Annotated in this window: 23 protein-coding genes; 16 read left to right on the top strand and 7 right to left on the bottom strand. The window is 40.1% G+C overall.

Annotated features, from left to right (window positions below):
- Positions 1–53: 53 nt before the first annotated feature.
- From HC725_RS08700 to HC725_RS08720, 5 genes are all read left to right on the top strand, one after another.
- Complete coding sequence (locus HC725_RS08700; protein WP_190331429.1) at positions 54–569, top strand: DUF2301 domain-containing membrane protein; 516 nt, start codon at positions 54–56, stop codon at positions 567–569.
- A 121-nt stretch (positions 570–690) separates the two neighbouring features.
- Positions 691–1,212: a CueP family metal-binding protein gene (locus HC725_RS08705; protein WP_190331430.1), complete on the top strand. Its 522-nt coding sequence runs from the start codon at positions 691–693 to the stop codon at positions 1,210–1,212.
- A gap of 136 nt (positions 1,213–1,348) precedes the next feature.
- Positions 1,349–1,888, top strand: coding sequence for a YaeQ family protein (locus HC725_RS08710; protein ID WP_190331431.1), 540 nt, complete (start codon positions 1,349–1,351; stop codon positions 1,886–1,888).
- Between the two features lie 113 nt (positions 1,889–2,001).
- Positions 2,002–2,409 (top strand): hypothetical protein, encoded by a 408-nt coding sequence (locus HC725_RS08715; protein ID WP_190331432.1) that lies wholly within the window; start codon positions 2,002–2,004, stop codon positions 2,407–2,409.
- A gap of 33 nt (positions 2,410–2,442) precedes the next feature.
- Positions 2,443–2,700: a glutathione S-transferase N-terminal domain-containing protein gene (locus HC725_RS08720; RefSeq protein ID WP_190331433.1), complete on the top strand. Its 258-nt coding sequence runs from the start codon at positions 2,443–2,445 to the stop codon at positions 2,698–2,700.
- A gap of 116 nt (positions 2,701–2,816) precedes the next feature.
- Here HC725_RS08720 and HC725_RS08725 read toward each other — a convergent pair whose 3' ends face one another.
- Entirely contained in the window at positions 2,817–4,589 is a 1,773-nt protein-coding gene (locus HC725_RS08725) for a SulP family inorganic anion transporter (protein WP_194687911.1), read from the bottom strand.
- 553 nt (positions 4,590–5,142) lie between these two features.
- Here HC725_RS08725 and ectA point away from each other — a divergent pair.
- The 4 genes from ectA (at position 5,143) to HC725_RS08745 (ending at position 9,273) form a co-directional block, all read left to right on the top strand.
- Positions 5,143–5,685, top strand: a complete 543-nt coding sequence (ectA, locus tag HC725_RS08730) for a diaminobutyrate acetyltransferase (RefSeq protein ID WP_446751359.1) — start codon at positions 5,143–5,145, stop codon at positions 5,683–5,685.
- A 96-nt stretch (positions 5,686–5,781) separates the two neighbouring features.
- A complete protein-coding gene (gene ectB / locus HC725_RS08735; RefSeq protein ID WP_190331434.1) occupies positions 5,782–7,047 on the top strand; it encodes a diaminobutyrate--2-oxoglutarate transaminase in 1,266 nt (421 codons plus the stop codon).
- A gap of 133 nt (positions 7,048–7,180) precedes the next feature.
- Positions 7,181–7,567, top strand: coding sequence for an ectoine synthase (locus tag HC725_RS08740; RefSeq protein ID WP_190331435.1), 387 nt, complete (start codon positions 7,181–7,183; stop codon positions 7,565–7,567).
- 170 nt (positions 7,568–7,737) lie between these two features.
- Positions 7,738–9,273: an aspartate kinase gene (locus HC725_RS08745; RefSeq protein ID WP_190331436.1), complete on the top strand. Its 1,536-nt coding sequence runs from the start codon at positions 7,738–7,740 to the stop codon at positions 9,271–9,273.
- A gap of 331 nt (positions 9,274–9,604) precedes the next feature.
- Here the strand turns inward: HC725_RS08745 and HC725_RS08750 are convergent, their stop codons facing one another.
- From HC725_RS08750 to HC725_RS08760, 3 genes are all read right to left on the bottom strand, one after another.
- Positions 9,605–10,117 carry a hypothetical protein gene (locus HC725_RS08750; RefSeq protein WP_082315258.1) on the bottom strand — a complete coding sequence of 171 codons (513 nt, stop codon included), beginning with the start codon at positions 10,115–10,117 and terminating at the stop codon, positions 9,605–9,607.
- An 80-nt stretch (positions 10,118–10,197) separates the two neighbouring features.
- A complete protein-coding gene (locus HC725_RS08755) occupies positions 10,198–10,734 on the bottom strand; it encodes a hypothetical protein (protein WP_061024342.1) in 537 nt (178 codons plus the stop codon).
- Positions 10,735–10,873: 139 nt separating this feature from the next.
- A complete protein-coding gene (locus tag HC725_RS08760; RefSeq protein WP_061024339.1) occupies positions 10,874–11,536 on the bottom strand; it encodes a hypothetical protein in 663 nt (220 codons plus the stop codon).
- 626 nt (positions 11,537–12,162) lie between these two features.
- Here HC725_RS08760 and speA point away from each other — a divergent pair.
- Positions 12,163–14,076 (top strand): arginine decarboxylase, encoded by a 1,914-nt coding sequence (gene speA / locus HC725_RS08765; RefSeq protein ID WP_190331437.1) that lies wholly within the window; start codon positions 12,163–12,165, stop codon positions 14,074–14,076.
- 77 nt (positions 14,077–14,153) lie between these two features.
- Positions 14,154–15,089 carry an agmatinase gene (gene speB / locus HC725_RS08770; protein WP_190331438.1) on the top strand — a complete coding sequence of 312 codons (936 nt, stop codon included), beginning with the start codon at positions 14,154–14,156 and terminating at the stop codon, positions 15,087–15,089.
- 157 nt (positions 15,090–15,246) lie between these two features.
- On the opposite strand, the gene HC725_RS08775 is transcribed toward speB, so the two are convergent.
- Both HC725_RS08775 and HC725_RS08780 read right to left on the bottom strand, forming a co-directional pair.
- Positions 15,247–16,578: a DEAD/DEAH box helicase gene (locus tag HC725_RS08775; RefSeq protein WP_190331439.1), complete on the bottom strand. Its 1,332-nt coding sequence runs from the start codon at positions 16,576–16,578 to the stop codon at positions 15,247–15,249.
- A gap of 154 nt (positions 16,579–16,732) precedes the next feature.
- Positions 16,733–17,671, bottom strand: coding sequence for a LysR family transcriptional regulator (locus HC725_RS08780; RefSeq protein WP_190331440.1), 939 nt, complete (start codon positions 17,669–17,671; stop codon positions 16,733–16,735).
- Between the two features lie 211 nt (positions 17,672–17,882).
- Between HC725_RS08780 and madL the strand changes: the two genes are divergently transcribed.
- Entirely contained in the window at positions 17,883–18,293 is a 411-nt protein-coding gene (madL, locus tag HC725_RS08785; RefSeq protein WP_190331441.1) for a malonate transporter subunit MadL, read from the top strand.
- 22 nt (positions 18,294–18,315) lie between these two features.
- Positions 18,316–19,077 (top strand): malonate transporter subunit MadM, encoded by a 762-nt coding sequence (gene madM / locus HC725_RS08790; RefSeq protein ID WP_190331442.1) that lies wholly within the window; start codon positions 18,316–18,318, stop codon positions 19,075–19,077.
- A gap of 64 nt (positions 19,078–19,141) precedes the next feature.
- On the opposite strand, the gene cra is transcribed toward madM, so the two are convergent.
- Positions 19,142–20,143 (bottom strand): catabolite repressor/activator, encoded by a 1,002-nt coding sequence (gene cra / locus HC725_RS08795; RefSeq protein ID WP_190331525.1) that lies wholly within the window; start codon positions 20,141–20,143, stop codon positions 19,142–19,144.
- A gap of 436 nt (positions 20,144–20,579) precedes the next feature.
- On the opposite strand from cra, the gene fruB reads away from it, so the two are divergent.
- Genes fruB through fruA form a run of 3 tightly spaced genes read left to right on the top strand, consistent with a single transcriptional unit; the run spans position 20,580 to position 24,411 of the window.
- Positions 20,580–21,713 (top strand): fused PTS fructose transporter subunit IIA/HPr protein, encoded by a 1,134-nt coding sequence (gene fruB, locus HC725_RS08800; RefSeq protein WP_190331443.1) that lies wholly within the window; start codon positions 20,580–20,582, stop codon positions 21,711–21,713.
- 11 nt (positions 21,714–21,724) lie between these two features.
- Positions 21,725–22,669: a 1-phosphofructokinase gene (pfkB, locus tag HC725_RS08805; protein WP_190331444.1), complete on the top strand. Its 945-nt coding sequence runs from the start codon at positions 21,725–21,727 to the stop codon at positions 22,667–22,669.
- Entirely contained in the window at positions 22,666–24,411 is a 1,746-nt protein-coding gene (fruA, locus tag HC725_RS08810; RefSeq protein ID WP_190331445.1) for a PTS fructose transporter subunit IIBC, read from the top strand. The genes pfkB and fruA overlap by 4 nt, the downstream gene beginning before the upstream one ends.
- The last annotated feature ends 6 nt before the right edge of the window (positions 24,412–24,417 follow it).

Here is a 24,417-nt window from a genome sequence, read left to right on the forward strand (position 1 = left end):
AGTAGCTTGATACTTTAATCTCTCTAGTAAACTAGCAAAAGGGACATAACTGCATGGCTGACATTAACGTCAAAGAAGATCTAGATATCATCGATTACTTAACCGTAGGTTTATATCGTTCAAGCTTCGGTGTGTCGGCCATTGCAATGGTACTGTATAATTTCATTCCTTTTGACTATGCAAGCAAACTGTTAATTTGCAGCTCCTTGATTGCGGCAGCTTGTATGCATATTTATGATAAAAAAATCCGCTGGATAATTTTAGGCAGTGCTCTATTTTCAGTCTGTTGGCTTATGATTGGCATTACGCCCATTTTAGCAATTGGCGCAAGCTTTTTAGTCACCAGTGCATTAACCATCAAAGAATACTATTGCTTTCGAATTTACTTAGTCCGTATTACACCTATTGTGCTGATCTTATATTGGCTAAGTTTGTTGATATCGATTTTTCCTATTCTGACGCACGCTTTCTCTATTGCTTCTTTTCTATTATTAATGGGAATGTGTGTCGCCAAATTTCGTCAACCATTTCACTTCGATATTGGTGACAAAAGTAAGTTCCAAGTCTGATTTTATTCTCATCGCTTTATCCTCTAAATTAATAGGGATAAATCGATTGACCTTGTCCTAATGGTAACCTTTATGCTTGAGTCATCTTCAATAATTTTGACTTAACTTTAAAGGTACTCCCATGAAACTCATTTCATTTTTCTCACTTGCTTTTGCTTTATCTGCAAATTCTGTTTGGGCAAACCAAGCCGATGATTTTGCTAACTTAACGGCGCCACAAGCCTTAGAGAAATCGCATGAATATCACGGTAAAGGCACGGCTTCAATTCAAGTATTTCCAGATCATATTCTGGCGAAATTTAGCGATGGTAGCCAAACTAAAATTTCGACGGGTGACCAACACTTATTGTCTATCGCCCCTTACGAATATCAGACTCACCCTTGTGGATTTCATGTTCCAACAGGTTGCCAAGGTGAACTAGTTGAAAAATCCATGCAAGTGAAAATCACCGATTTAGACACCAAACAAGTATTAAAATACGGTATGGTGAAAACACAAAAAGATGGCTTTATTGATTTTTGGATGCCAAAAGGTAAAAAGCATCTAGAGTTCACTTTTACTTACAATGGAAAAACCGCCACTCAAATTCTTAGCACAGAAGATGATGCTAAAACTTGCATCACCACGATGCAATTGAGCTAATCCTTTAGGCTTCGTCCAAAAAAATGAAAGTTCACAACTTAATAGGTTGTGAACTTTTTTATTTATTTCGATAACTTATGCAGTTTATAACGTACAATTGCGCCTTACTTTTTCGCCTACCTTCAAAGGTCTACTCGTGGCTTTAAAACCAACTATTTATAAGTTTCGTATATCTCTCACCGATATGAACAATGATCATTATGACTCGCTCAATCTAACTGTGGCTCAACATCCATCAGAAAATAATGAGCGCATGATGGCAAGACTGCTCGCTTATTGCTTAAACGCCCAACCCGATCTTCAATTTACCAAAGGCTTATCAAGCATTGAAGAACCAGATATTTGGGTGAAATCATTAGACGATCAATTATTGCATTGGATTGAAGCTGGTGAGCCTGATTTCGACCGAGTAAAAAAAGCTAGTCGTATCGCGAAACGTGTCAGTATTTACAGTTTCAACACCAAAACCGATGTATGGTGGAAACAAAATCAAACCAAATTTGCCACACTCAATGCGGAGATCTTTCGTCTAGATCCTGCTGGAGTAGTGGAATCGACTAAGATGATCGCTCGAACTTTAGATTTAGGTGTCATGATTTCAGGCAATACTATTTATTTATCAACAGATGCGTTGCAGAGTGAAGTAACGTGGGAAATGTTGTCAGAGTCTAAATAACCTGAACTCTGGATAAATAACAAAGATCATTACATTTTATGAAGTGATACGCTCATCTCAATATTTGATATGATAATGCCATTCATATTTTATCTACTGTAAAGGAAGACAGGATGCTTCGACTTACTACCGCATTATGCGCCACTCTATGTACCGTTTTAGCTCTACTCTCAACTGCTAGCTTTGCAGAAACATCACCCAAAGCACCTACCACATCAACAAGCACGGCGGCTCAATCTGATCCTGCAATGCTGCCAGAGAAAGATTTAACTCGCTATTTGGTTTGTGGGTTTTTACATAAAGAAGGCAGCTATAAGATTGGTTCTTACATTATGAATGAATATCCAATCCAGTGGACAACGCATCATGAAGAGTACCAAACATTGGTAGAAAATAAGCTGACCGAAATTTCTCAGCAACAAAACGTGTCTAAGTTTAAAGCTGAAGATACGTTATATAGTAAATACCAATGTGCTAGTGCTTACGCCGATCTTTTACAGTTCGATACTAGTAAGATTTAACAACATTACTTCCAAATTCTTAAGGAGTTAGATATGACCACATCAACACAAGGCTTGTCACTGTATCATTTTGAAAGCTGCCCATATTGCCAGAAAGTTCGCCGCGCCATCACAGAATTAGGACTTGATTTGGAATTGAGAGATATTCGTAAAAATCCTGATTATCAAGATGAAAAAGTAACGGCAACGGGTAAAACACAAGTACCTTGCTTAAAGATCGAAAGTGGCTCAGAAACAACATGGCTATATGAATCTGATGCAATTGTTGATTATCTAAAAGCATTAGCTTAATCACAAATTAAATGCTCATTGATATTTAAAATAACCAATGACAATTACGCATAAAAAAATCAGGCCCCTAAAGAGCCTGATTTTTTATTTTCAAGAAAGACTGTCAAATGAATGGCTTAAATTTCAGCTGAAACCGTGATATCTGATTCTGGTTTTTTATATTCATTTCTTTGTAATGGCACTATCTGTTCATTTTCTACTGCTGCTTGATAACAAGCACAGAGTTTAATAGCCAAATACATATCCGATCGAATAATAATGCCACCATCTCCCACTTGAATTCCCATAAGATCACACCAAGATTTTAATTGACGCTTACGCCCTGCAAGGACTAAACGGATACCTTGTTTTTTCAACTGCACTTGTAAATCACTAATCATTGTCATCGCACTCGCATCTAAATAAGTGAAACTCACAACCGAGTCAATAATGACATAACTTAAATCATTCTTATCCGCTAGATACACATACTTTAATAATTGACGCTTAAAATATGGAGCGTTGAAATACGTTAATGGTGAATTAAATCGATAAATCAATAAGCCCGGGATCGCTTTCACTTTATCGCTTTCATCAAGAGTTCGCACACTTCCCCTATGACTCAAACCTAGAATTTGATCACTTGGGCGCATAATGGTGCTTAGAAACTGAAACAAACCTAATAAAACAGCTAAGGTAATACCGGGTATCACACCAATAACTAATACGCCCATGAAAGTAATTGACGACAAGTAGAAAGCCTTAGTATCGCGATTTCGCAATAGCCAAATTCCCTTCATATCGAGCAATGAAAAAGAGGAAACAATTAATACTACGCCCAAAGCCGCAATTGGTATAAATTCCAGAGGTTGATAAGCAACAACCGCAACGACAGCAATAATGACACCGGCAATAATAGAAACTAATTGTGTTTTACCACCATTCGCATCATTGATCGCAGTACGAGAATTCGCCCCACTAATCGCAAAACCAGAAGACAATGCAGAGGCGAAATTAGCTACACCCAATGCACGAAATTCTTTATCCGCATCAATTTCATAACCATTTTTTGCCGCAAAGCTGCGCGCCGTAATCATCATGCTAACAAAGCTTACCATCGCCAAGTTAAATGCAGGCATAACCAACTCTCTTCCGTCCTCCAAGCTAAATTTTGGCGCTTGAAACACAGGAAAACCGCCATCTACAGCCCCAACCACCTGAACGCCATAATGACTAAGTTGACCAATCCAAGTAATCGCAGAAGCACCGATAATAGCAATAATCGCGGCAGGCAAACGAGGCTGATAATATTTACAAATATAATATATCGCAATCGTAAATAAACTGACCATTACGGTTTGCCAATGCACTCTCTCCAAAATCATCGGAGCCTCAAGTAATTGCTCAACCAGCTGATTTTTTTCAAAAGATAAACCAAGTATATTGGCAAACTGCCCCACAACAATGGTGATGGCGACGCCATTCAAAAGACCTAGTAAAATAGGACGAGAAAGAAAATCCGCCAGCATTCCTAACCTAAAATAACTGGCAATTAAGCACCATGCCCCAGTCATTAAAGTAATAGTAATAACCAATTGCCAATATTTCACGGCATCACCTGCCGCTAAGGGTGCAACTACAGCCGCAATAACAGCGCAAGTGGCAGTGTCGGGGCCCATAATTAATTGTCTAGAGGTACCGAAAAAAGCATAAACAATCATAGGAAGCGCCGTAGAATATAATCCTACAATAGCACTTACCCCTGTTAACTGAGCATAAGCAATACCAACCGGCAGGGCTACGGCAACAACTGAGAATGCAGCGCGGATATCATCAGAAAGCCAAACTCGCTGATAATCTTTAAGCTGGTAAAAACCCGGTAGCCAATATTTGATACATGCCTTGATCAACGCAATTTATCCTTACATTTTCCATATAAAAACCACAATTAATCAGGTGATTATAGCTGATCGAATGCCAATACAGACCATTTATTTAAGTCTGATTCTATAATTAATAAAAATCGATTCCCGTTACCTTCCATCATATCGACCTTATGAATGACTACTATCCATATTGAACACTTCGGTTATATCAACCAGTAATGAGTCATGATTTTAATAATCTACGTTGCCACCCTACATTAGATGGCCAAAGTCAGTTAAGCCTATAAAGCAAAAGGCCTAAACAGTCATTCACCACCCAAAAATCAGTTAGATCACTAATCATTTAATAAAAACATCATATTTTTTTATTAACTATAAAAACTCATTAAAAACAATAAAATAGGTATTGATTGTATATTTCCATTAGGAATAAGGGGTTGAATTAATTCGTCACAACGTTATGATCACTTTCGAAATTGATTAGTACACTAAACAAAATAATAAATTTAGTACTTTTTAAATTAATCCATTCACACCATTAATTTTCATGATGTGGATACAAAAATATAGGGCAATGATGATTACGGCACCCAGGGTGACACATCCAGAAAAAGTGACCAACACTCAAGATGAGTGGACATTTAGAAAACCCGAAATAAGCGATGGTATTCAAGTTAATAACTTGATTGAATCGTGTCCCCCTCTGGATACAAACTCCGCTTACTGCAACTTTTTGCAAACTTCCCATTTTAAAGAAACCTGCGTTTTAGCAGAGAGAAATGGTGAAATCGCAGGTTTTGTTTCGGCTTACCTCAAACCAAGCACACCACCAGAACAGCCCGTGTTATTTATTTGGCAAGTGGCCGTTGCAGAAAAGAGTCGAGGTTGTGGTTTGGCTTATCGAATGATTAAAGCTTTGCTTGAACGTGAATCTTTATCTGGCATTGCCGCAATAGAAACAACCATTACCAAAGATAATCTCGGATCATGGAGCTTATTTAGAAAAATTGAGCGAGAAGATGGTGCACGAGGCAATGTTTCAGTGTTTTTGGATAAAGAACGTCATTTCGATGGAGAACATGACAGCGAGTTCTTATTCCATATCCCTCTCGCAAGCTAATGATCAATCAATAGAAAAATCAAACAGTAATAAATATTCAATTTGTTAGCTCTACTTTAGCTAACTCACATTCATAAATGATAGACAGGATAACTCATGAATATCTTTAAAAAGCACGAATCAAACGTTCAATGTTACGCCAACAACTTCCCAGTCGTATTTTCATCGGCTAAAGGTTGCTGGCTACACACCGAAGACGGTGATCGTTACTTAGATTTTCTGGCGGGTGCTGGTTCATTAAATTATGGCCACAACAACCCTGTTCTAAAAAGAGCATTACTTGATTACATCGATCAAGATGGTTTAACCCACGGCTTAGATATGCACTCAGAAGCTAAAGCGCATTTCTTAACCAGCTTAACCGAGAAAATTTTAGCCCCTCGCGATCTTGAATATAAAGTTCAATTCACAGGTCCAACCGGAACGAATGCGGTTGAATCTGCAATGAAGTTGGCGCGTAAAATTAAAAATCGTACCAATATTGTTGCCTTTACCAATGGCTTCCATGGTGTCTCTTATGGCGCACTGGCGGCAACGGGTAACCAACATCACCGTGGTGGCGCGGCAATGCCTTTATCAGGTGTGACCCGTTTTCCATACGAAGGCTATGCCGATATTGATGGCTTAGCATTATTTGAAACCATGCTCAACGATAATTCAGGAGGTCTAGACACCCCTGCGGCAGCTATTGTCGAAGTTGTTCAAGGCGAAGGTGGTTTAAACGCAGCATCAAACGAATGGCTACAACGTTTAAGCAAGATCTGTAAAGACAACGATGTGCTATTAATCGTTGATGATATCCAAGCAGGTTGTGGCCGTACTGGTACTTTCTTTAGTTTTGAACCATCAGGCATCAAGCCAGACATGGTAACGCTATCAAAATCAATTGGTGGTTACGGTCTGCCAATGGCGATCATGCTAATGAAACCAGAGCTTGATCAATGGGCACCAGGTGAACATAACGGTACTTTCCGTGGTAATAACCACGCCTTTATTACGGCGGCTGAAGCCATTGATACTTATTGGCACAATGATGATTTCGAAACACATATTCAAGAACGTGCTGCGCAATTAAATAAAGCACTGCAGAAAACACTTAAGCAATATTCAAACTTATTTGTTGGCATTAAAGGCCGTGGCTTAATGCAAGGTATCGAGTGTAAAGATGGCGACATCGCTGACTTGATCACTAGTGATTGTTTTGAAAACGGTATGGTGATTGAAACCGCCGGTCCAAATGATGAAGTAGTGAAGTTCTTCTGCCCATTAACAGTGAGCGAGTCAGAACTTGAACAAGGTATTCATATCTTTGAAAAAGCAGTTGCAAAAGTATCCACTAAATTGACTCGGAGGGCTTCCTAGCCCCAAGGTTTGTTTAACCACAGACCAATCAGTGGATGGTGAGATCTTAGATGATCTCCCTATCAATGAAATACCAGTGTGGCAAGCACTGGCACTTCGTCAATAGAGCTCGAATTAAAATAAGGAAATAACAATGATAGTAAGAACATTAGAAGAATGCCAAAACAGTGAACGCCGTGTTGTGGCCGATACTTGGGAAAGTGTTCGTATGTTATTACGTGAAGATAACATGGGTTTCTCGTTCCACATCACCAATATCTATGCAGGAACCGATACTCACATTCACTATAAAAATCACCTAGAATCTGTGTATTGCATCTCTGGTGAAGGTGAAATTGAAATCATTGGTGGCGAAACTTACCCAATCAAACCAGGCACGCTTTATGTTCTCGATAAACATGATGAACAGCAACTTCGTGCTTATAAAGGTGCGGATATGGTAATGGCTTGTGTATTTAATCCACCACTAACTGGCGCTGAAACCCACGATAAAGATGGTGTTTATCCGTTAGTCGATTAAAGACCTTAAATTGCTGCCTCTACATTTTAGAGGCGGCAACCATACCGAAATATTCAAATAGTGTCTTTTTATCAATATATGGCACTTAGATCATCAAGACTTTAAAGCTGACTAAAAGAAACATCTCAGCCTTTAAAATGTCTTTATAACATCAAAAATAGGAGCTTATTTTGACTTCTTCACATAGAAGCCACACTTCAGACTCAAACACCTCTCCTTTAACTAATACAGCTAAGCACCAACTTGTCGGCCATAGCGTCGAAAAAATTGGTGGTACTTCCATGTCAGCATTTGATGCTGTATTAGACAATATTCTACTGCGCCCAGAAAACCCTTATAACCGAATGTTTGTCGTTTCTGCCTATGGTGGCATTACTGATGCATTATTAGAATGTAAGCGCAGCGGCAAAGCGGGTATCTATCGCTTGGTCGAAAATCGTGATGATGCATGGACAGATGCCATTGATGATTTAGAGCATCGCATGTTGCTGATCAATGAAAATATGTTTGCCGATCCCATCAGCCGTCGTCGTGCCGATACTTTCATTAAAGATCGTCTTGCTAAAGCCAGCAGCTGTATTAGTAACATCATGGAAACGTGCCAATATGGACAGTTTTCTATGCAGCACTACTTGCCTCAAATTCGAGAGTTTTTATCTTCTATCGGTGAGGCTCACAGTGCCTACAATACTTGTTTGAAGCTAAAAACTCTTGGCGTAAATTCAACATTCATCGACCTTTCAGGTTGGGACAGTGATGAAGATGGTCAAGTAGTATCTGGAAACTTAGATAGCATCATTGAAAAAGCATGGTCAAAAATTGATGTCAGCAAAGAACTGCCAATTGTCACTGGTTATGTCTATTGCGATGAAGGCTTAATGAAAACCTATGATCGTGGTTATAGCGAAATGACCTTTAGCCGCTTGGCGGTATTGTCTAAAGCCAATAAAGCAGTGATCCATAAAGAATACCATTTAAGCACCGCTGATCCGCGTGTTGTTGGGCCTGAAAAAGTGCGCCCAATGGGTAAAACCAATTACGATGTCGCCGACCAACTCGCAAACTTAGGTATGGAAGCCATTCACCCCAATGCCGCCGCAGGCTTGCGTAAAAGTGGTATTGAATTGGTGATAAAAAATACCTTTGAACCTGATCATGATGGCACGCTAATTTCACATCATTACGATCCTCATAGCGATGCAGATAGCGTCGATAAAGTTGAAATCATTGCCGGTCGAAACAAAGTGTTTGCTTTACATATATTCGATCAAGCGATGGTTGGACAAGCAGATAACGTGGGTTATGAATTAATGGAAATCATTAATGATGAACGTGTGCAATTAGTCGGTAAAGAGATGAACGCTAACTCAATTACCTATTATTTAGGCGGAAACTCAAAAAGCAAAAATAAGGTATTATCACGCGCTGAAAAGACCTTCCCGAACGCCAAAATCACTGGGAAAATGGTTGCTCTGATTTCCGTTATTGGTGCTTCGATTGACACCAACAAAGCGCTTAGCCACGGTATGATTGCCTTAATGAATCAAGACATCACACCAAAAGCGGCTCACTCTTCAATGCGTAATGTTGATGTACAATTTGTGGTTGATGACGACAATTATGAAGCTGCTATTTGCACATTGCATGATGAGTTTATCGAACACAGTGTGACCGAAAGGGTGCGTAAGAAAATTAAAGCTGCGTAGATTTATTGATTACGCATCTCAACCTCCGCCCTACTACAACTTCCCCTTTTATTGATTTATCAGTCAAAGGGGAAATTTTAGGATGGACATTATTATAATGGTCGCTAACGGTGAGTTGTATGGTTTCTGGACATTTTCGAGTTATATACTGTCCTAAATTAGGGTTTCACGGATTACCTGAGGTACAGTAAAACCTCTCGCTTAGTGGTTAATTTTACTGATACACAACTAAACAACGATAGACCTCTTGAAGGAACACCGATAACTATCTAAATATCGAGTGGGTTCAGCTTTTTACTGGATTATATTTTAAACTAGCCGTAAATGATTACTAAGGTTTATCGTAACACTCTAATATTTCAATAGCTTGTAGTACGGGACTGAGCATCGAATCAAAAACTTCTACTGCGTTGTTACACTGTGATTCATCTATAGCGATAAAATTTTCGATATGCACCGATTGATCCATTGTTTGTAAGAAGCGAAGCCTATCAGGTAGCTCTTGAATCAACTGATAAGCCAACATTGTTTTCTTAATTTCGTTAGCATTCAGTAGTCCAAACTTGGGTACTAATTGTTTAAACGCTTGAATATGCGGGGTTGAAGGGATGTACGCAATGGGATAGACCTTACGATTACTTAGACCCTCTATGTTCAAGGTATACGAGCCCGAAATTAGCCGAAGTTCTTCTATTAATGTACACCTAAGAGCACTACTTTCTTGTTTTCTTTCTTCACGTAATTGTGCTCTATTTTGCTCACTGTTTGCTTTTATAGTAGCCATCACTCCTAAAAAACCAATCAAGCCTGCAACGAATGTCTGATATTTTTCAAACAAATCCATAAAACCCTCTAAGTTGCCAAACTGGCATATGAGTAGAAATTAGTTAGTACGAAATAAAGCTAACGGCATCGTTTTAGTGCCTATGCATCGACCATACTGTTAAAACGAATTAATGCAAATAGATAGCGTCCCTCTGGGGTAGACGCCCAAATTTCCCCATTTTTACCAAGTGATTTCTTAACATAACCATGTTCTGAAAGCCATTGAAGTGACTCTTTAACTTGAATTCGAGTTAGGTTTGTTTCTTTAGACAAGCCTGATACATAGCGCCATGTATATTTATGGTCTTGTAAGGCCGTCAGGACATTCTTCGAGCTTTCGGAAACTAGATTAACATTCGGTACTTGAGCATTGACTTCGTCTATTCCTTCAATCGAAGTTTCAGTTTCTTTTTCTAAAACAGCTTCTATTTGTTCTTCTCTCAATTGAGCTTCAAGATTTCCGGCTCTAAAGCTCTTGAATTTATCTAGATTGGCAAATATTAGCCCTAAGAAGCCAGCTGTTATAGCCAATGCCATTTCTGTTGGCTTACTCATCGAACCAAAATACAAGGATACTCCCAGCATTACTGTTACTGATAAACATTGCAGAACTTTGTTTGGTTCTTTATTTGACATTTGGCTACAGACTCCTTGAAAGGTCTACTGCAAAAGTGATACGTGGAAATCTGCATACTAAATCAGAAAATTTCAGTGCGATTCTACTAAAAAGCATTTAATAACAATTACTTATGTGCTGATTCACTATTTCCCTTACTTATACTCGAATTGGGCCATACATTCCTGTATTGATAATCGCATTCCAAATTGTTTTCATTGCATGACCAGTCTCTTGGCTAACAAAAAGAGACGATCTACTACCATATGGATCACCTAAAAAATAAGGTCTCATCGTTTCCCAAGTTTCCCCAAACGTTGACCATCTCCAACAAGGAATTTCTTTTTCTAGCATTAGTGGAATTGCTATGTGTTTAGGGATCATACGATCTAAAGGTAGAGCATCATGCCACTCACATTTAACTAATACTGATTCGGTTGCTGAGTTGTATAAAGGAATCTCTAGGCGTTCTGCTACGATTTCAGCTACATGGTTATTAGGCAGCCTATTCACAGCATCTATCACCTCGTCCGCGCCATGGTAAGGGCAAGTAATAAAGCCATGAGCAAGGAATATTGTATGATCCAAGCCCTTATAGCCACATTCATAGCTAGGAGTTGTAACAGGGTATCTATCATCATGATTAGACACCATAGGGTGCCAAGATGGGTATGAGTCAATTACAGGACCATATTTGTCGATTAGGTCTATAATTAGCTGTCTAGCTTGCTCCCTAAGTTCTGGACTACCATCTCTTGGGACTAAGTAGTTTAGGGCTTTCTCATAACCCCTTTTTTTTTCTTCATCTGCTCTAAACGCCATTTTAATGCACCTCTTCATTGTTTAACGACACAGCCTTACAATATGATCTATTTACGCATAAAATAACACTTTCATGCGTAAATAGATCGTATTGCGCAATTGGAAATACATTAAATGGATAGAAGTAGGTGTCCCATAAACAGACAACTATAGGTACATGGTATGCCTTTTACCTAACAATTAGTTTTGGTATGGAAAGTCGCTATAAGGATCGGTAGATAACATTTTTGCTCTAAATCGGTTTGGGGGCATAAAATAGTTAGCAACACGCCTTAGGGGATTCTGAACTACGCTCCTTCGTCGCTATCCAGAATGACAACATCTTACTAGTTTGAGACAAAAGCACACTTAGAACAGGCTTCATTCTGGGCAATTTTTTCCACATCCCCCAAATGACATTTTTACTCAATCTATCAAAATTTTTCAGCTAAAATAATCATTGTCACCCATTTAAATTTCTTATTTTAACGACAAAATTTTCTCATTGGACTCAATTGAAAAATTGTACGTTAATGCGCGTGAATCAGATCACAGTTACTAGACAACATAGCATGTTAGGTTACTGATTCAATTATCAATTTATTTATTATTTGTTTATCTAATTCTTACTAACGAGAGGGACCGATGTGGAAAATTCTTTGAACCTAGAGCAAATCCGAGCTAACTACAATGTACGTCACTGGAGCCAAGGCTTTTATGGTATTAATGATGCGGGTGAAATGACCGTATCTCCGCGTGCTGGAGAAGAAAATCTTCAAGTACCTCTAAGTACAATAGTTAAACAGATTGAAGCGCAAAATTTAACTTTGCCAGCGTTGGTTCGTTTTCCACAAATCTTGCATCAACGTGTTCATAATGTGTGTGACGCATTTAACCAAGCGATTGAAGAATACAATTATGCAAACCGCTACCTGTTGGTTTACCCAATTAAAGTAAACCAACAAAAAGAAGTAGTAGACGAAATTCTTGCTAGCCAAGCTAAGTTAGAACATAAACAACTTGGTCTTGAAGCGGGCAGCAAACCAGAGTTATTAGCGGTATTAGCTCTAGCGCAACAAGCAAGTTCTGTCATTGTTTGTAATGGTTACAAAGACCGTGAATACGTTCGCTTGGCATTAATTGGTGAAAAATTAGGTCACAAAGTTTTCATCGTTTTAGAAAAGCTATCAGAACTTGATCTGGTGTTATCAGAAGCAAAATCTTTGGGCGTAACGCCACGCATGGGTCTGCGTATTCGCTTGGCTTCACAAGGTGCAGGCAAATGGCAATCAAGTGGTGGTGAAAAATCTAAATTTGGTTTATCAGCAAACCAAGTGTTAACCGTGATCAATCGCCTAAAAGCGGAAGATCAACTTGAAACCTTACAATTGGTGCATTTCCATTTAGGCTCACAAATGGCCAATATTCGCGATGTGCGTAATGGCGTAAGTGAAGCGGCGCGATTTTATTGTGAACTGCGCGAGCTAGGCGCAAGCTTGGATTACATGGATGTCGGTGGTGGTTTGGCAGTGGATTACGATGGTACTCGTAGCCAATCACACAGCTCAATGAACTATGGTTTGGCAGAATACGCACGTAATATCGTGTCCACTATTGGCGATATTTGTCAGTTGTATAACCAACCGACTCCAGCGATCATTTCAGAATCAGGACGTTCATTAACCGCGCACCACGCCGTTTTGATCACCAATGTTATTGGCACAGAAAGCTACAAAGTAGAAACCATTGAAGCACCAGAACCGGATGCACCAACGCTATTACATAACATGTGGCGTAACTGGGAAATTTTGTCTCAAGGCACCGATGATCGCGCATTAATTGAGATTTATAACGACACCCAAAGTGACTTAGTAGAAGCCCACAACCAGTTTGCAACGGGTGTGATTAACTTGCTTCATCGTGCTTGGGCAGAACAAGTTTGTTTACGTATTTGCTACGAATTACGCATGCAATTGAGCAATAAAAACCGTTTCCACCGCCCTATTTTGGATGAGTTGAACGAGCGTTTAGCGGATAAGTTCTTCGTTAACTTTTCTTTGTTCCAATCACTGCCAGATGCATGGGGCATTGATCAAGTATTCCCAGTCATGCCGCTGAGTAACTTGAATCAAGTAGAGCAAACTCGCGCAGTGATGTTAGACATTACTTGTGATTCCGATGGTGTTATCGATCAATACGTTGATGGACAAGGCATTGAAACCACATTGCCAGTACCACGTTGGGATAAAGATACTCCCTACTTAATGGGCTTTTTCTTAGTGGGTGCGTACCAAGAAATTTTAGGTGACATGCATAACTTATTTGGTGATAGCCATTCGGTTGTAGTGAACGTGAATGACAAAGGCGAATCAGAAATTGTATCAATAAATGAAGGTGATACGGTTGAAGACATGCTGCGTTATGTACACATTGATGTAGATGACATTCGCCGCAATTATCGTGAACTAGTGGCAAACCGTGTTGATAGCAGCGAACAAGAAAAAATCCTCGCAGAGCTTGAACAAGGTTTATCTGGTTACACTTATTTAGAAGATATTTAAACCATCTTTCATCATTGAAGCGACCAATTTTTTGACTAAGGCCGCTTCAATGACTTTGCCTATAACAAGGATTTATGATGAACAAGTTTGATGATCTGTTTACCAAACCAGATTACTCACTGTACTCAAACTCAATGAGCTTTGTGCGTCGCCCAATGGTGCAAAACCCAGTAGAAGCAGATGCTGACGTCGTGATTTTAGGCGTACCATTTGATATGGCAACTTCTGGTCGATCAGGCGCTCGCATGGGGCCAGATGCGATTCGCCGCGCGTCGGTTAATCTTGCATGGGAAAGCAAAAAATTTCCGTGGCATTTTAACTTATTCAAACACACGAACGTAGTGGATGCTGGCGATCTCGTTTTTGATTGCGGTGATGCAGAAGATCTTACTTTGCGTTTAGAAGCCGCAGCAACGGAGATTATTGAAAGTGGTAAAACCTTATTAAGTTTAGGGGGCGATCACTTCATCACTTTGCCTTTGCTACGCGCTCATGCGAAAAAGTATGGTGAAATGGCATTAATCCATTTTGATGCCCACACCGATACTTACCCAAATGGCAGCCGTTACGATCATGGCACCATGTTTTATCATGCGCCAAATGAAGGTTTGATCTCGCGTGAGCATTCGGTGCAAATCGGCATTCGCACCGAGTACAAACAAGAAGGTCACGGATTTAATGTCATCAACGCGATGGAAGCGAATGACCTATCAGCCGCTGATATTGTTGAACGAGTGAAAAAGATCGTTGGCGATAAGCCCGTGTATTTAACTTTTGATATTGATTGTCTTGATCCTGCCTTTGCGCCCGGAACTGGTACGCCAGTATGCGGCGGCATGACATCCGACAAAATATTGAAAATCTTGCGTAACTTGCAAGATATTAATCTGGTTGGAATGGATGTGGTTGAAGTGTCGCCACCTTATGATCACAGTGATGTAACGGCATTAGCGGGTGCAACTATCGCGCTCGATCTATTGTATCTGTGGACACAACAACGCATCGCTAGATAAGTTAATAGGTTAATAGGTTAATAGGCCGAAAGACTTAATATCTTTATTGATGACTCAATCAGCATGACAGCAAAAAGCCAGTGAAACGATTAACGCTTCACTGGCTTTATTATTTGTCTATAAAAAGATGTTTACCCTAAAAATTGATTAAAAACACTTACTCGTCGTCTTTTTCAATTGGGTTCTTTTTCTTTTTCGGCATAAACACATCATCACCCACTGCCACATTTTTATAGAAACTCTTATCACGATTGGCTTGTTTCTTAGGCGTAGTCGATTGTTTCGCCACTTTATTTGCTTTGGCTGGGCCTTTCTTAACAAATGGCTGACGCGGCTTAATACCTTTAAACTTACCTTTTAGGCCTTCTAATACTGAGAAAGCTAAATCTTGTTGTAAGTACGCTTCCACATTTTTAAAGCTCGCCCAGTCTTTCGGGCCCACTAAAGAATAAGCGGTACCACGATTACCTGCACGGCCAGTACGACCAACACGGTGAACGTATTCTTCCGTATGTTTTGGCATATCAAAGTTAATAACATGAGTTACGTTGGCAATATCTAAACCGCGAGAAGCAATATCAGTCGTAACCAAGATTTTATGCACTGCTCGTTCAAACTGACTCATGATGTTATTACGTTGAGTTTGGTTCAAACCACCACTCAACGCGACGGCTTTGAGGCTCATCTGATTTAACTTCTCAGTCAAACGCTCCGTATCACTACGTGTTGCAGTGAAAATCATAACTTGTTTGTATTCAGCTTCACTAATCAAGCGTTCTAGGATCGCCTCTTTATGATCAAGGTGATCACACAAATAGAACGACTGATCGATATCTTTATGTTCTTCTGCTGATGCGCCAACTGAAATGTGTTTTGGGTCTTTTAAAAACTCACTTGCCAAATTATTAACTTCAACGTGATCAAGCGTGGCGGAGAACATTAACGTTTGACGACGACGATGCTTCGCCGCGTTACTAATACGACGCAACTCGGCAGAAAAGCCAAGATCCAACATACGATCAGCTTCATCTAATATTAAGGTTTCAACACCATCTAAATGTAGCGAACGATGCTCAAGATGATCAGCTAAACGACCAGGTGTTGCCACAATAAAACGCGGGTATTTACGTAACGCTTTAACTTGATCGTTGAAGTTTTCACCACCCACAATCAATGCGCCAGTATAAGACAAACCACCAAGCATAAATTTCAACTCACCGAATACTTGTTTTGCAAGTTCACGCGTTGGCGCTAAAATCACCCCTCTTGGATCTTTAGCAGAAAGAGCTTTGGTTTTTAGGGCTTTATGTAACATCGGCAACACAAATGCCAAAGTTTTACCAGAACCTGTTTTTGATGATGCCAACAAATCTTTGTCCGCAATAGCAACAGGGATAGCTTTACTTTGTATTTCAGTCGCTTTTGAAAAATTATAATGCTGTAAATTTTTCAGTAATCGATTGTCTAAACCAAGATCTTTAAATTGCAAAGGTGTACTCCAAAAGGAAATAAAACGAAATCTCGCGCATGATAACACAAGGGCTCCTTCATACTTTATAAAAAAAGCACTACCCGATAAAAACACCAAGAATTAAGATAAGATTATTTTTCATCTCACTTTAACCGAAATAGAGCATTTAATATTAAGCTGCTTTATACCCCATAGATAGACGCCGCTTCTCTAGAGAGTATAAGCGACATTCAGCAATACACGCTAACACGCTCGGATCTCTTTCTTTCGATTCTAAGCAAATCATCGAGACAATTTGCTTCACTCCGTACCCATGGCGAATTTTTATAAATGTAATATTCGGATTAAATTTATCTTTGACACGGCTTGGCACCACTGAATAGCCAATATTCGATTCAACCATACTCAACAAAGTAAAAATATCCCCCACTTGCATGGTCACGGTTGGTTCAACTTGAGCCCTCTTAAAACTGCGATTACAATCCGAATAAGTGGCAAATCCCGGCTTTAATGTAATCAAGGGATCGTTAGTTAATTCTTCTAATCCAATATCCTCTCTCAAGCTAAATCGAGAAGACTTAGAAACCACAACCATCATTTCATCTTGGTAAATAGGCAATATTACATAACCAGGAATGGGTTTATCACTTTCCATTGAGACTAAAATCACATCAAAAATCATTTTGTCTAATTGTTGAAATAAAAACTCATTTGAACCTTGTGAAAGCGATACATTTATAGTCGGTTTTCGAGTCCGTAATCCAGTCAAGATTTTAGGCACCATATCAAAGGTCAATGAATATAATGAGCCTAAATTCAAGCTATCGGAAAACACCCCACCACTTTCTTGAGTTTGCCGAATAGCCAAGTTCAAATCATTAAAAATGGCTTCACATCGTATTTGTAACGTTTCTGCACTCGACAATGGAATCAAGTTTCTGCCTTGATGTTCAAATAATGGACAACGCAACCCTTCTTCTAGTGAATGGAGTGCTTTATGAATGCTAACACCGCTCACCCCAAACTGTTCTGCCGTTGCTTTAAGTGTTTTACATCTCATAAATGAGAGAAATATCTGTAGCTTTTTTAATGTAATGTCGTCATCAATCATGCTCTATCCCCCTTCCCCGCTAGGCTTACTGAAGAACCATTAACTTAAAGTTAACTCTCTGACTTCAAGGTTAATTGTAAAGTCAATTTTGCACACTAATACTTTAGCCAAAGAGTGAGCCATGAAGTGATATGAGGACATGATCACTGCAAATATAAACTAGCTAAGAAAAATTAACCGTTCATAACAACAATAATACAAGGATGTAGAGATGATCATATTTGGAACCGCATTGCTTGCTATATGCACACTCGCAGGTGTCACTATTGGTAGTTTACTTGGGAAATTGATAGGAATTCCGGCCAACGTAGGAGGAATAGGGATTGCGATGCTTATCCTCATTTTTGTTGGCAATTATTTGAAATCGAGGGACATGCTACAAGCCGAAGTTGAAAAAGGGATTACATTTTGGAGCGCTATTTATATTCCTGTCGTGGTCGCGATGGCAGCCAAACAAAATGTATTTGGGGCAGTGAGTGGTGGAACAATGGCAATAACCGCTGGTGTTGTTGCCGTGGCATTGGGATTTATATTAGTCCCTATCCTTTCTAATTTAGCGAAAAATGCCAATAAAAGCGATGACGCTAAAAATGCAACCTTACCTAAAAATGATTCCCTTTAACTAGGTTATATAAGGACTTTATATGTACGATTCTTTACTTGATGTTTTTGCAAAATATAACCTAATTAGTGGCTTTGCCATTATTGGGGTCACAATGTGGATTGCTTACTGGTTTTCTGATGTATTCACTAAAGGCCGTATTCATGGGTCTACGATTGCCATCATCATAGGGCTTGCTTTGGCTTACATCAGCGGTGTATTTACTGGTGGTGAGAAAGGTGTGATGGATATTCCGCTGCTGGCTGGTGTCGGTGTAATCGGTGGCTCTATGCTCCGAGACTTTTGTATTATTGCGACTGGTTTTGGTGTGAAAATAGACGAACTGAAACGAGCAGGTAAATACGGGATCATCGCGTTATTTTTAGGCATTTTCTCATCCTTTTTTGCAGGAGTCTTAATCGCTTTAGCCTTTGGTTATACCGATGCGGTTTCACTGACAACTATTGGTGCAGGCGCTGTTACTTACATTGTTGGCCCAGTAACTGGATCGGCATTAGGGGCAAGCTCTGAAGTGATAGCACTTTCTATTACCGCAGGCTTAGTTAAATCCATTTTAGTTATGGTCGTGACACCGTTTATTGCCAAATATATTGGATTAGATAATCCTCGCTCAGTAGTAATTTTTGGAGGTTTAATGGGAACTTCAAGTGGTGTAGCCGCGGGCTTAGCTGCAACCGATCCTAAACTGGTTCCTTACGGATGCTTAACTGCCGCTTTCTATACTGCTTTAGGTTGCTTAATGGCCCCTTCAGTTCTATTCATCATGGTCAGAAGCGTAGTTTAGTAATAAAGCATAAGTATAATTTTAGGGAGCCATCACTAAGTGGGCTCCCTTTTTAATGATTATTTTATGAAACATCTCGAATTTTCAATTTCCTAGCCACCAGCTCCACACCAAATTGATAACGTTTGGCTGATGCATTCAAGGCAAGTTCTAGTGCGCTGTCTGCGATAATTTCGAATCGTTGAGATAAAGAGTTAATTTTAATCGGCAAGAAATCCAATAAACGATTATCGCCATAGGTCCCTATTCTGACTTTCGCCATCAGTTCTGGATGCTCAAATAACACATCTAATACACCTTCTAGTAAGGTATAGGAAGTCGTAATAATAGCGTCAGGCATCATGTCTTGCGCTAACCACTTTTCAACGACTTTACGGCCAGATTCTGAATTAAATTGAGCACCATATTCAATTATCGTAGTTAATGGAGAATGCGTTTTTTCATGGTTTCTCACTGCCGCTTCAAAGCCAAGTTGGCGTTCTTTAGACACATTAAGATCAGGCAATGCTCCGACCAAACCAATTGTTTGAATATCATCAAATAGAACCGATGAGGTTAATCGTAGCGCACCATCAAAATCTTCACTGATCACACAACTAAAATGTTCATCATCTAATGGGCGATCGAGTGCGATCACTGGCGTACCTTTATTTTGGACATTCAAATAAAATTCGTTGGCATCAGTCATAGAGCTAGCCACAAATAAAGCATCAATACGACGACTGACCAAAGCATTCACAACATTTTTTTCTATTTGAGGATCATCATCTGAACAGCCAATTAAAATCTGGTAACCCGCTTGACGAGAATTCGATTCCAACAATTTAGCCAAACGAGCATAACTGGTATTTTCAAGATCAGGGATCACCAAACCAAATGAGCGGCTATTTCCTGCTCGTAATGCCGAAGCTGCATGATCGGGTTGGTATTGATGTTCTTCCACCACCGCCATGACTTTTTGCTGCGTTTTTTGACTAATACGGTACTTGGTCGCTTTACCATTAATCACATAACTGGCAGTGGTTTTGGACACTCCAGCCAACTTGGCAATTTCATCTAGCGTCATCGTTATTTGCCCCATTTGATCGCATCAGTGTGCTTATTTTGTGCACCAGATCATAAATCTTTAGCATCAATTCAATCGATGTTTGAATTATAAGCTGAATCGTTTCACTATAAAAGCTGAAACGATTCAGCCAATGTGTATTAATAAAGTAAAGACTCAAATCTGTGATCATAAGCAAAGTACAGTAAACAGATTAAATTTGAGTACGATTTTAGATAAACATAACCATTGGCTGAATTTTTTCGCGGTAAAAGCTGAATCGTTTCAGCTAAGTAATAGCGATGAAGAAAACTAAGATTTGTAGTTAAAAACTAAACTGATGCATCTAAAAAAAATCCATATATCTAAAAGAAGCTATAGAGCTCAGACACCATAAAATGAAAACAAAACTCTATACTCATAAAACAGAATTATAAATATTAAAAAGAGGCACCACATGCTGACGCTAACCACACAAAATATTACTCTTGCCCAAACGGCAAAAGATAAAACCGAAGCGATCACTCACATTGCCGCAAGTTTAGCCCAGCAAGGCTATGTCGAAACAGGCTATGTTCAAGGTATGTTGAATCGTGAAACTCAGTCTTCTACTTTCTTAGGAAATGGTATAGCGATTCCACACGGTACCACCGATACCCGTGATTTAGTTCAAAAAACAGGTGTCGCTATCCATCATTTCCCTCAAGGTGTCGATTGGGGAAATAGCACTGTGTATGTAGCAATTGGTATTGCGGCAAAGTCCGATGAACACTTAGGCATTTTAAAGCAACTGACCAAAGTGTTATCTGCCGATGGCGTAGAAGCTGCACTAAAAGAAGCGAAAACAGAACAAGATATTATTAATGTGCTTAACGGCCAGACACAATTAATGGCCGATTTTGACGCCACATTAATTCAGCTCAAATTCCCAGCCAGTGACATGCTACAAATGACGGCGGTTGCCAGTGGTTTATTACGTAATAGTGGCTGTACAACTGACGATTACATTAGCGAAGTTATCACCAAAAAACCAACTCACTTAGGCGCTGGATTATGGTTAGTCAGTGGATCTAAAGGTGTATATCGATCGGCTATGTCATTTGTATCTACAGCTAATGATTGTGAGTTTGAAGGCCAACAAGTTCACGGCTTAATTGCGTTTTCCGCTTGTAATGCTAGCCATAAGCCTTTGCTGTATAAACTCAGCCAGCTAATTTTGTCAAAACATCAGCAAGATATTCTAGATGCAGATGTTGGACAATTATTAGCCTTATTTGATGTTAGTGAAAAAGCACCTGAAATTGCAGAAGACAGTGCCAACCAAGCCACTTTCAAGATCAAAAACACCCATGGCTTACATGCCCGTCCTGGTGCAATGTTAGTCGCGGAAGCGAAAAAATTCGAGTCCACTATTCGTGTTTCAAACTTAGATGGAGATGGATCGAGCGTAAATGCTAAGAGCTTAATGAAAGTGATTGCGTTAGGGGTAAAACACGGCCACCGCTTGCAATTTATCGCAGATGGCAGCGATGCAGAGTTGGCATTAAGTTCAATTGGTAAAGCGATTGAATCTGGCCTTGGTGAAGGTTAAAGGAGAGTTATATGTCTCAACATAAAATCGTCACTATTACTTTAAATCCAGCGCTCGATCTAACTGGTCATTTAACCAACACCTTAAATGTCGGTAGTGTTAGTTTAGTTTCAAAAAGCACGCTTCATCCGGCAGGTAAAGGCGTAAACGTGGCAAAAGTCTTATCCGAACTTGGCGCTAAAGTCACCGTTACGGGCTTTCTAGGCGCTGATAACCAAGAGTCGTTTTGTCAGTTATTCGAACAAATCAATGCCACCGATCGCTTTGTACGCGTAAAAGGCACGACACGTATCAATGTCAAACTGGTTGATAGCGCTAGTGATGTGAGTGATATCAACTTTCCTGGTGTTCAGGTCGATAGGACCTCCATTGCTGAGTTTGAAAAAACCTTATTAGAACTAGCGCAAGACCATGATTACTTTGTGATGGCAGGCAGTTTGCCGCAAGGTGTGTCGCCAGAGCTTTGTGCTCAATGGATTGAGAAACTGCATCAACTAGGCAAGAAAGTCATTTTTGATAGCAGCCGTGAAGCATTAGAAGCCGGCCTGCACTCTCATCCTTGGTTAATTAAGCCCAATGATGAAGAACTATCAGAACTCATTGGGAAAGAATTAAAAGACAGCCAAGCCTGTCAACAAGCTGCCCAAACCTTAGAACAAAACGGTATTGCTAACATTGTGGTTTCAATGGGTGCTAATGGCGTAATGTGGCTAAAAAAAGGTCAATGGCGTCAAACCTCACCACCTAAAATGCAAGTGGTGAGCACGGTTGGCGCAGGTGATACGTTAGTGGCTGGCATGTCATGGGGCCATCTTCAACAATGGTCTGAAGACGAAATCCTCAGTTTTGCGACCGCTTTATCCGCACTGGCAGTCACCCAAGTTGGTGTCGGCGTACCTAGCCTTGAAGCAGTGCAAACCTTACAACAAAAAATAACAACAAGGACATTGCTATGAATATTGCCATTATTACCGCTTGCCCAAGTGGCGTAGCCAACAGCATTATTGCCGCAGGTTTATTAGAACAAGCCGCAAAAACACTAGGCTGGACGGCACATATTGAATGCCAATCTGAATTTATCGTAAAGCCACCATTAACCGCGCAACAAATCGAACAAGCCGACGTTGTTGTTATTGCGGCCAATACGGTTGTCGATACGACTCGCTTCATCGATAAAAAAGTCTACCAAGGCGATATATCCGCCTGTTTTAACGACACACAAAAATGGTTAGAAGAAGCGACGAGCCAAGCCACGCTTCTGAGTCTAGAAAACGCGACCAGTAAAAATACCGCTTCTTCAATAGCGACGGATTCAGGCAGTAAGAAAATAGTGGCTATCACGGCTTGCCCAACGGGTGTTGCCCATACTTTTATGGCAGCAGAAGCCTTACAAGAAACCGGTAAAAAATTAGGTCATCAGATTAAAGTTGAAACTCGCGGATCAGTTGGTGCCAAAAACCAACTGACTGAGCAAGACATTGCCGATGCAGATTTAGTCATCATTGCGGCAGATATTGAAGTGCCACTGGATCGTTTTGCCGGTAAGCATTTATATAAAACCAGTACAGGCCTTGCTCTGAAAAAAACAGAACAAGAATTTAGTAAAGCATTTGAACAAGCTCAGCCTTATCAAGCAGGGCAAAAGTCACAGTCATCGGCATCAAACAATGAAGAAAAATCCGGGGTGTACAAACACTTAATGACAGGTGTTTCACATATGCTGCCGTTGGTTGTTGCAGGTGGTTTGTGTATTGCCCTGTCTTTTGTCTTTGGCATTGAAGCCTTTAAACAAGAAGGCACATTAGCCGCAGCGTTAATGACCATTGGTGGTGGATCGGCCTTTGCATTGATGATCCCAGTTCTTGCTGGCTTTATTGCCTTTTCGATTGCTGATCGTCCAGGTTTAGCTCCTGGTTTAATTGGCGGCATGCTCGCAAGCTCAACTGGCGCTGGATTTATTGGCGGTATTCTTGCAGGTTTCATTGCCGGTTACGCAGCGAAATTTATTGCGGAAAAATTAAACCTACCACAATCAATGGAAGCGTTAAAACCGATCTTAATCATTCCATTATTGGCGAGCTTATTTACTGGCCTTGTGATGATTTACATCGTCGGTGGTCCAGTTTCCAGCATCATGTCAGCAATGACAGAATTCCTAAACAACATGGGATCGGCTAACGCGGTTCTACTTGGCGTGATCTTAGGTTGTATGATGTGCTTTGACTTAGGTGGCCCTGTAAATAAAGCGGCTTATACCTTTGGGGTTGGCTTACTTGCATCACAAACTTATGCGCCAATGGCAGCCGTGATGGCGGCAGGAATGATCCCACCACTTGGTTTAGGCCTTGCCACTCTCCTTGCCAAAAACAAATTTGAAGCCAATGAACGTGAAGCAGGCAAAGCGGCAACGGTACTGGGTTTATGCTTTATCACAGAGGGGGCTATTCCTTTTGCCGCAAAAGATCCAATGCGCGTGATCCCATGCTGTATGGCTGGCGGCGCATTAACAGGCGCACTGTCTATGCTGTTTGGCGCAAAATTAATGGCACCACACGGCGGTCTATTCGTCTTGCTTATTCCTAATGCGATCACGCCAGCCTTACTGTACTTAGTTGCTATTATCGCAGGGACGATTGTCACCGGTGTCAGTTACGCATTCTTAAAAAATAGAGCAGAAGAGAAAGCCGTTATAGCTTAACGTTTA

The organism is Vibrio sp. S17_S38 (assembly GCF_014694375.1).
Lineage (GTDB): Bacteria > Pseudomonadota > Gammaproteobacteria > Enterobacterales > Vibrionaceae > Vibrio.

What these genes read in the sequence shown, in the direction of transcription:
- HC725_RS08715 (WP_190331432.1), top strand. Translation starts at nt 2,002, where the DNA reads ATGCTTCGACTTACTACCGCATTATGCGCCACTCTATGTACCGTTTTA.
- fruB (WP_190331443.1), top strand. Translation starts at nt 20,580, where the DNA reads ATGCTGACGCTAACCACACAAAATATTACTCTTGCCCAAACGGCAAAA.
- HC725_RS08720 (WP_190331433.1), top strand. Translation starts at nt 2,443, where the DNA reads ATGACCACATCAACACAAGGCTTGTCACTGTATCATTTTGAAAGCTGC.
- HC725_RS08760 (WP_061024339.1), bottom strand. Translation starts at nt 11,536, where the DNA reads ATGGCGTTTAGAGCAGATGAAGAAAAAAAAAGGGGTTATGAGAAAGCC.
- HC725_RS08750 (WP_082315258.1), bottom strand. Translation starts at nt 10,117, where the DNA reads ATGGATTTGTTTGAAAAATATCAGACATTCGTTGCAGGCTTGATTGGT.
- HC725_RS08740 (WP_190331435.1), top strand. Translation starts at nt 7,181, where the DNA reads ATGATAGTAAGAACATTAGAAGAATGCCAAAACAGTGAACGCCGTGTT.
- ectA (WP_446751359.1), top strand. Translation starts at nt 5,143, where the DNA reads ATGATTACGGCACCCAGGGTGACACATCCAGAAAAAGTGACCAACACT.
- fruA (WP_190331445.1), top strand. Translation starts at nt 22,666, where the DNA reads ATGAATATTGCCATTATTACCGCTTGCCCAAGTGGCGTAGCCAACAGC.
- ectB (WP_190331434.1), top strand. Translation starts at nt 5,782, where the DNA reads ATGAATATCTTTAAAAAGCACGAATCAAACGTTCAATGTTACGCCAAC.
- madL (WP_190331441.1), top strand. Translation starts at nt 17,883, where the DNA reads ATGATCATATTTGGAACCGCATTGCTTGCTATATGCACACTCGCAGGT.
- HC725_RS08705 (WP_190331430.1), top strand. Translation starts at nt 691, where the DNA reads ATGAAACTCATTTCATTTTTCTCACTTGCTTTTGCTTTATCTGCAAAT.
- HC725_RS08780 (WP_190331440.1), bottom strand. Translation starts at nt 17,671, where the DNA reads ATGATTGATGACGACATTACATTAAAAAAGCTACAGATATTTCTCTCA.
- pfkB (WP_190331444.1), top strand. Translation starts at nt 21,725, where the DNA reads ATGTCTCAACATAAAATCGTCACTATTACTTTAAATCCAGCGCTCGAT.
- HC725_RS08700 (WP_190331429.1), top strand. Translation starts at nt 54, where the DNA reads ATGGCTGACATTAACGTCAAAGAAGATCTAGATATCATCGATTACTTA.
- HC725_RS08755 (WP_061024342.1), bottom strand. Translation starts at nt 10,734, where the DNA reads ATGTCAAATAAAGAACCAAACAAAGTTCTGCAATGTTTATCAGTAACA.
- cra (WP_190331525.1), bottom strand. Translation starts at nt 20,143, where the DNA reads ATGACGCTAGATGAAATTGCCAAGTTGGCTGGAGTGTCCAAAACCACT.
- speB (WP_190331438.1), top strand. Translation starts at nt 14,154, where the DNA reads ATGAACAAGTTTGATGATCTGTTTACCAAACCAGATTACTCACTGTAC.
- madM (WP_190331442.1), top strand. Translation starts at nt 18,316, where the DNA reads ATGTACGATTCTTTACTTGATGTTTTTGCAAAATATAACCTAATTAGT.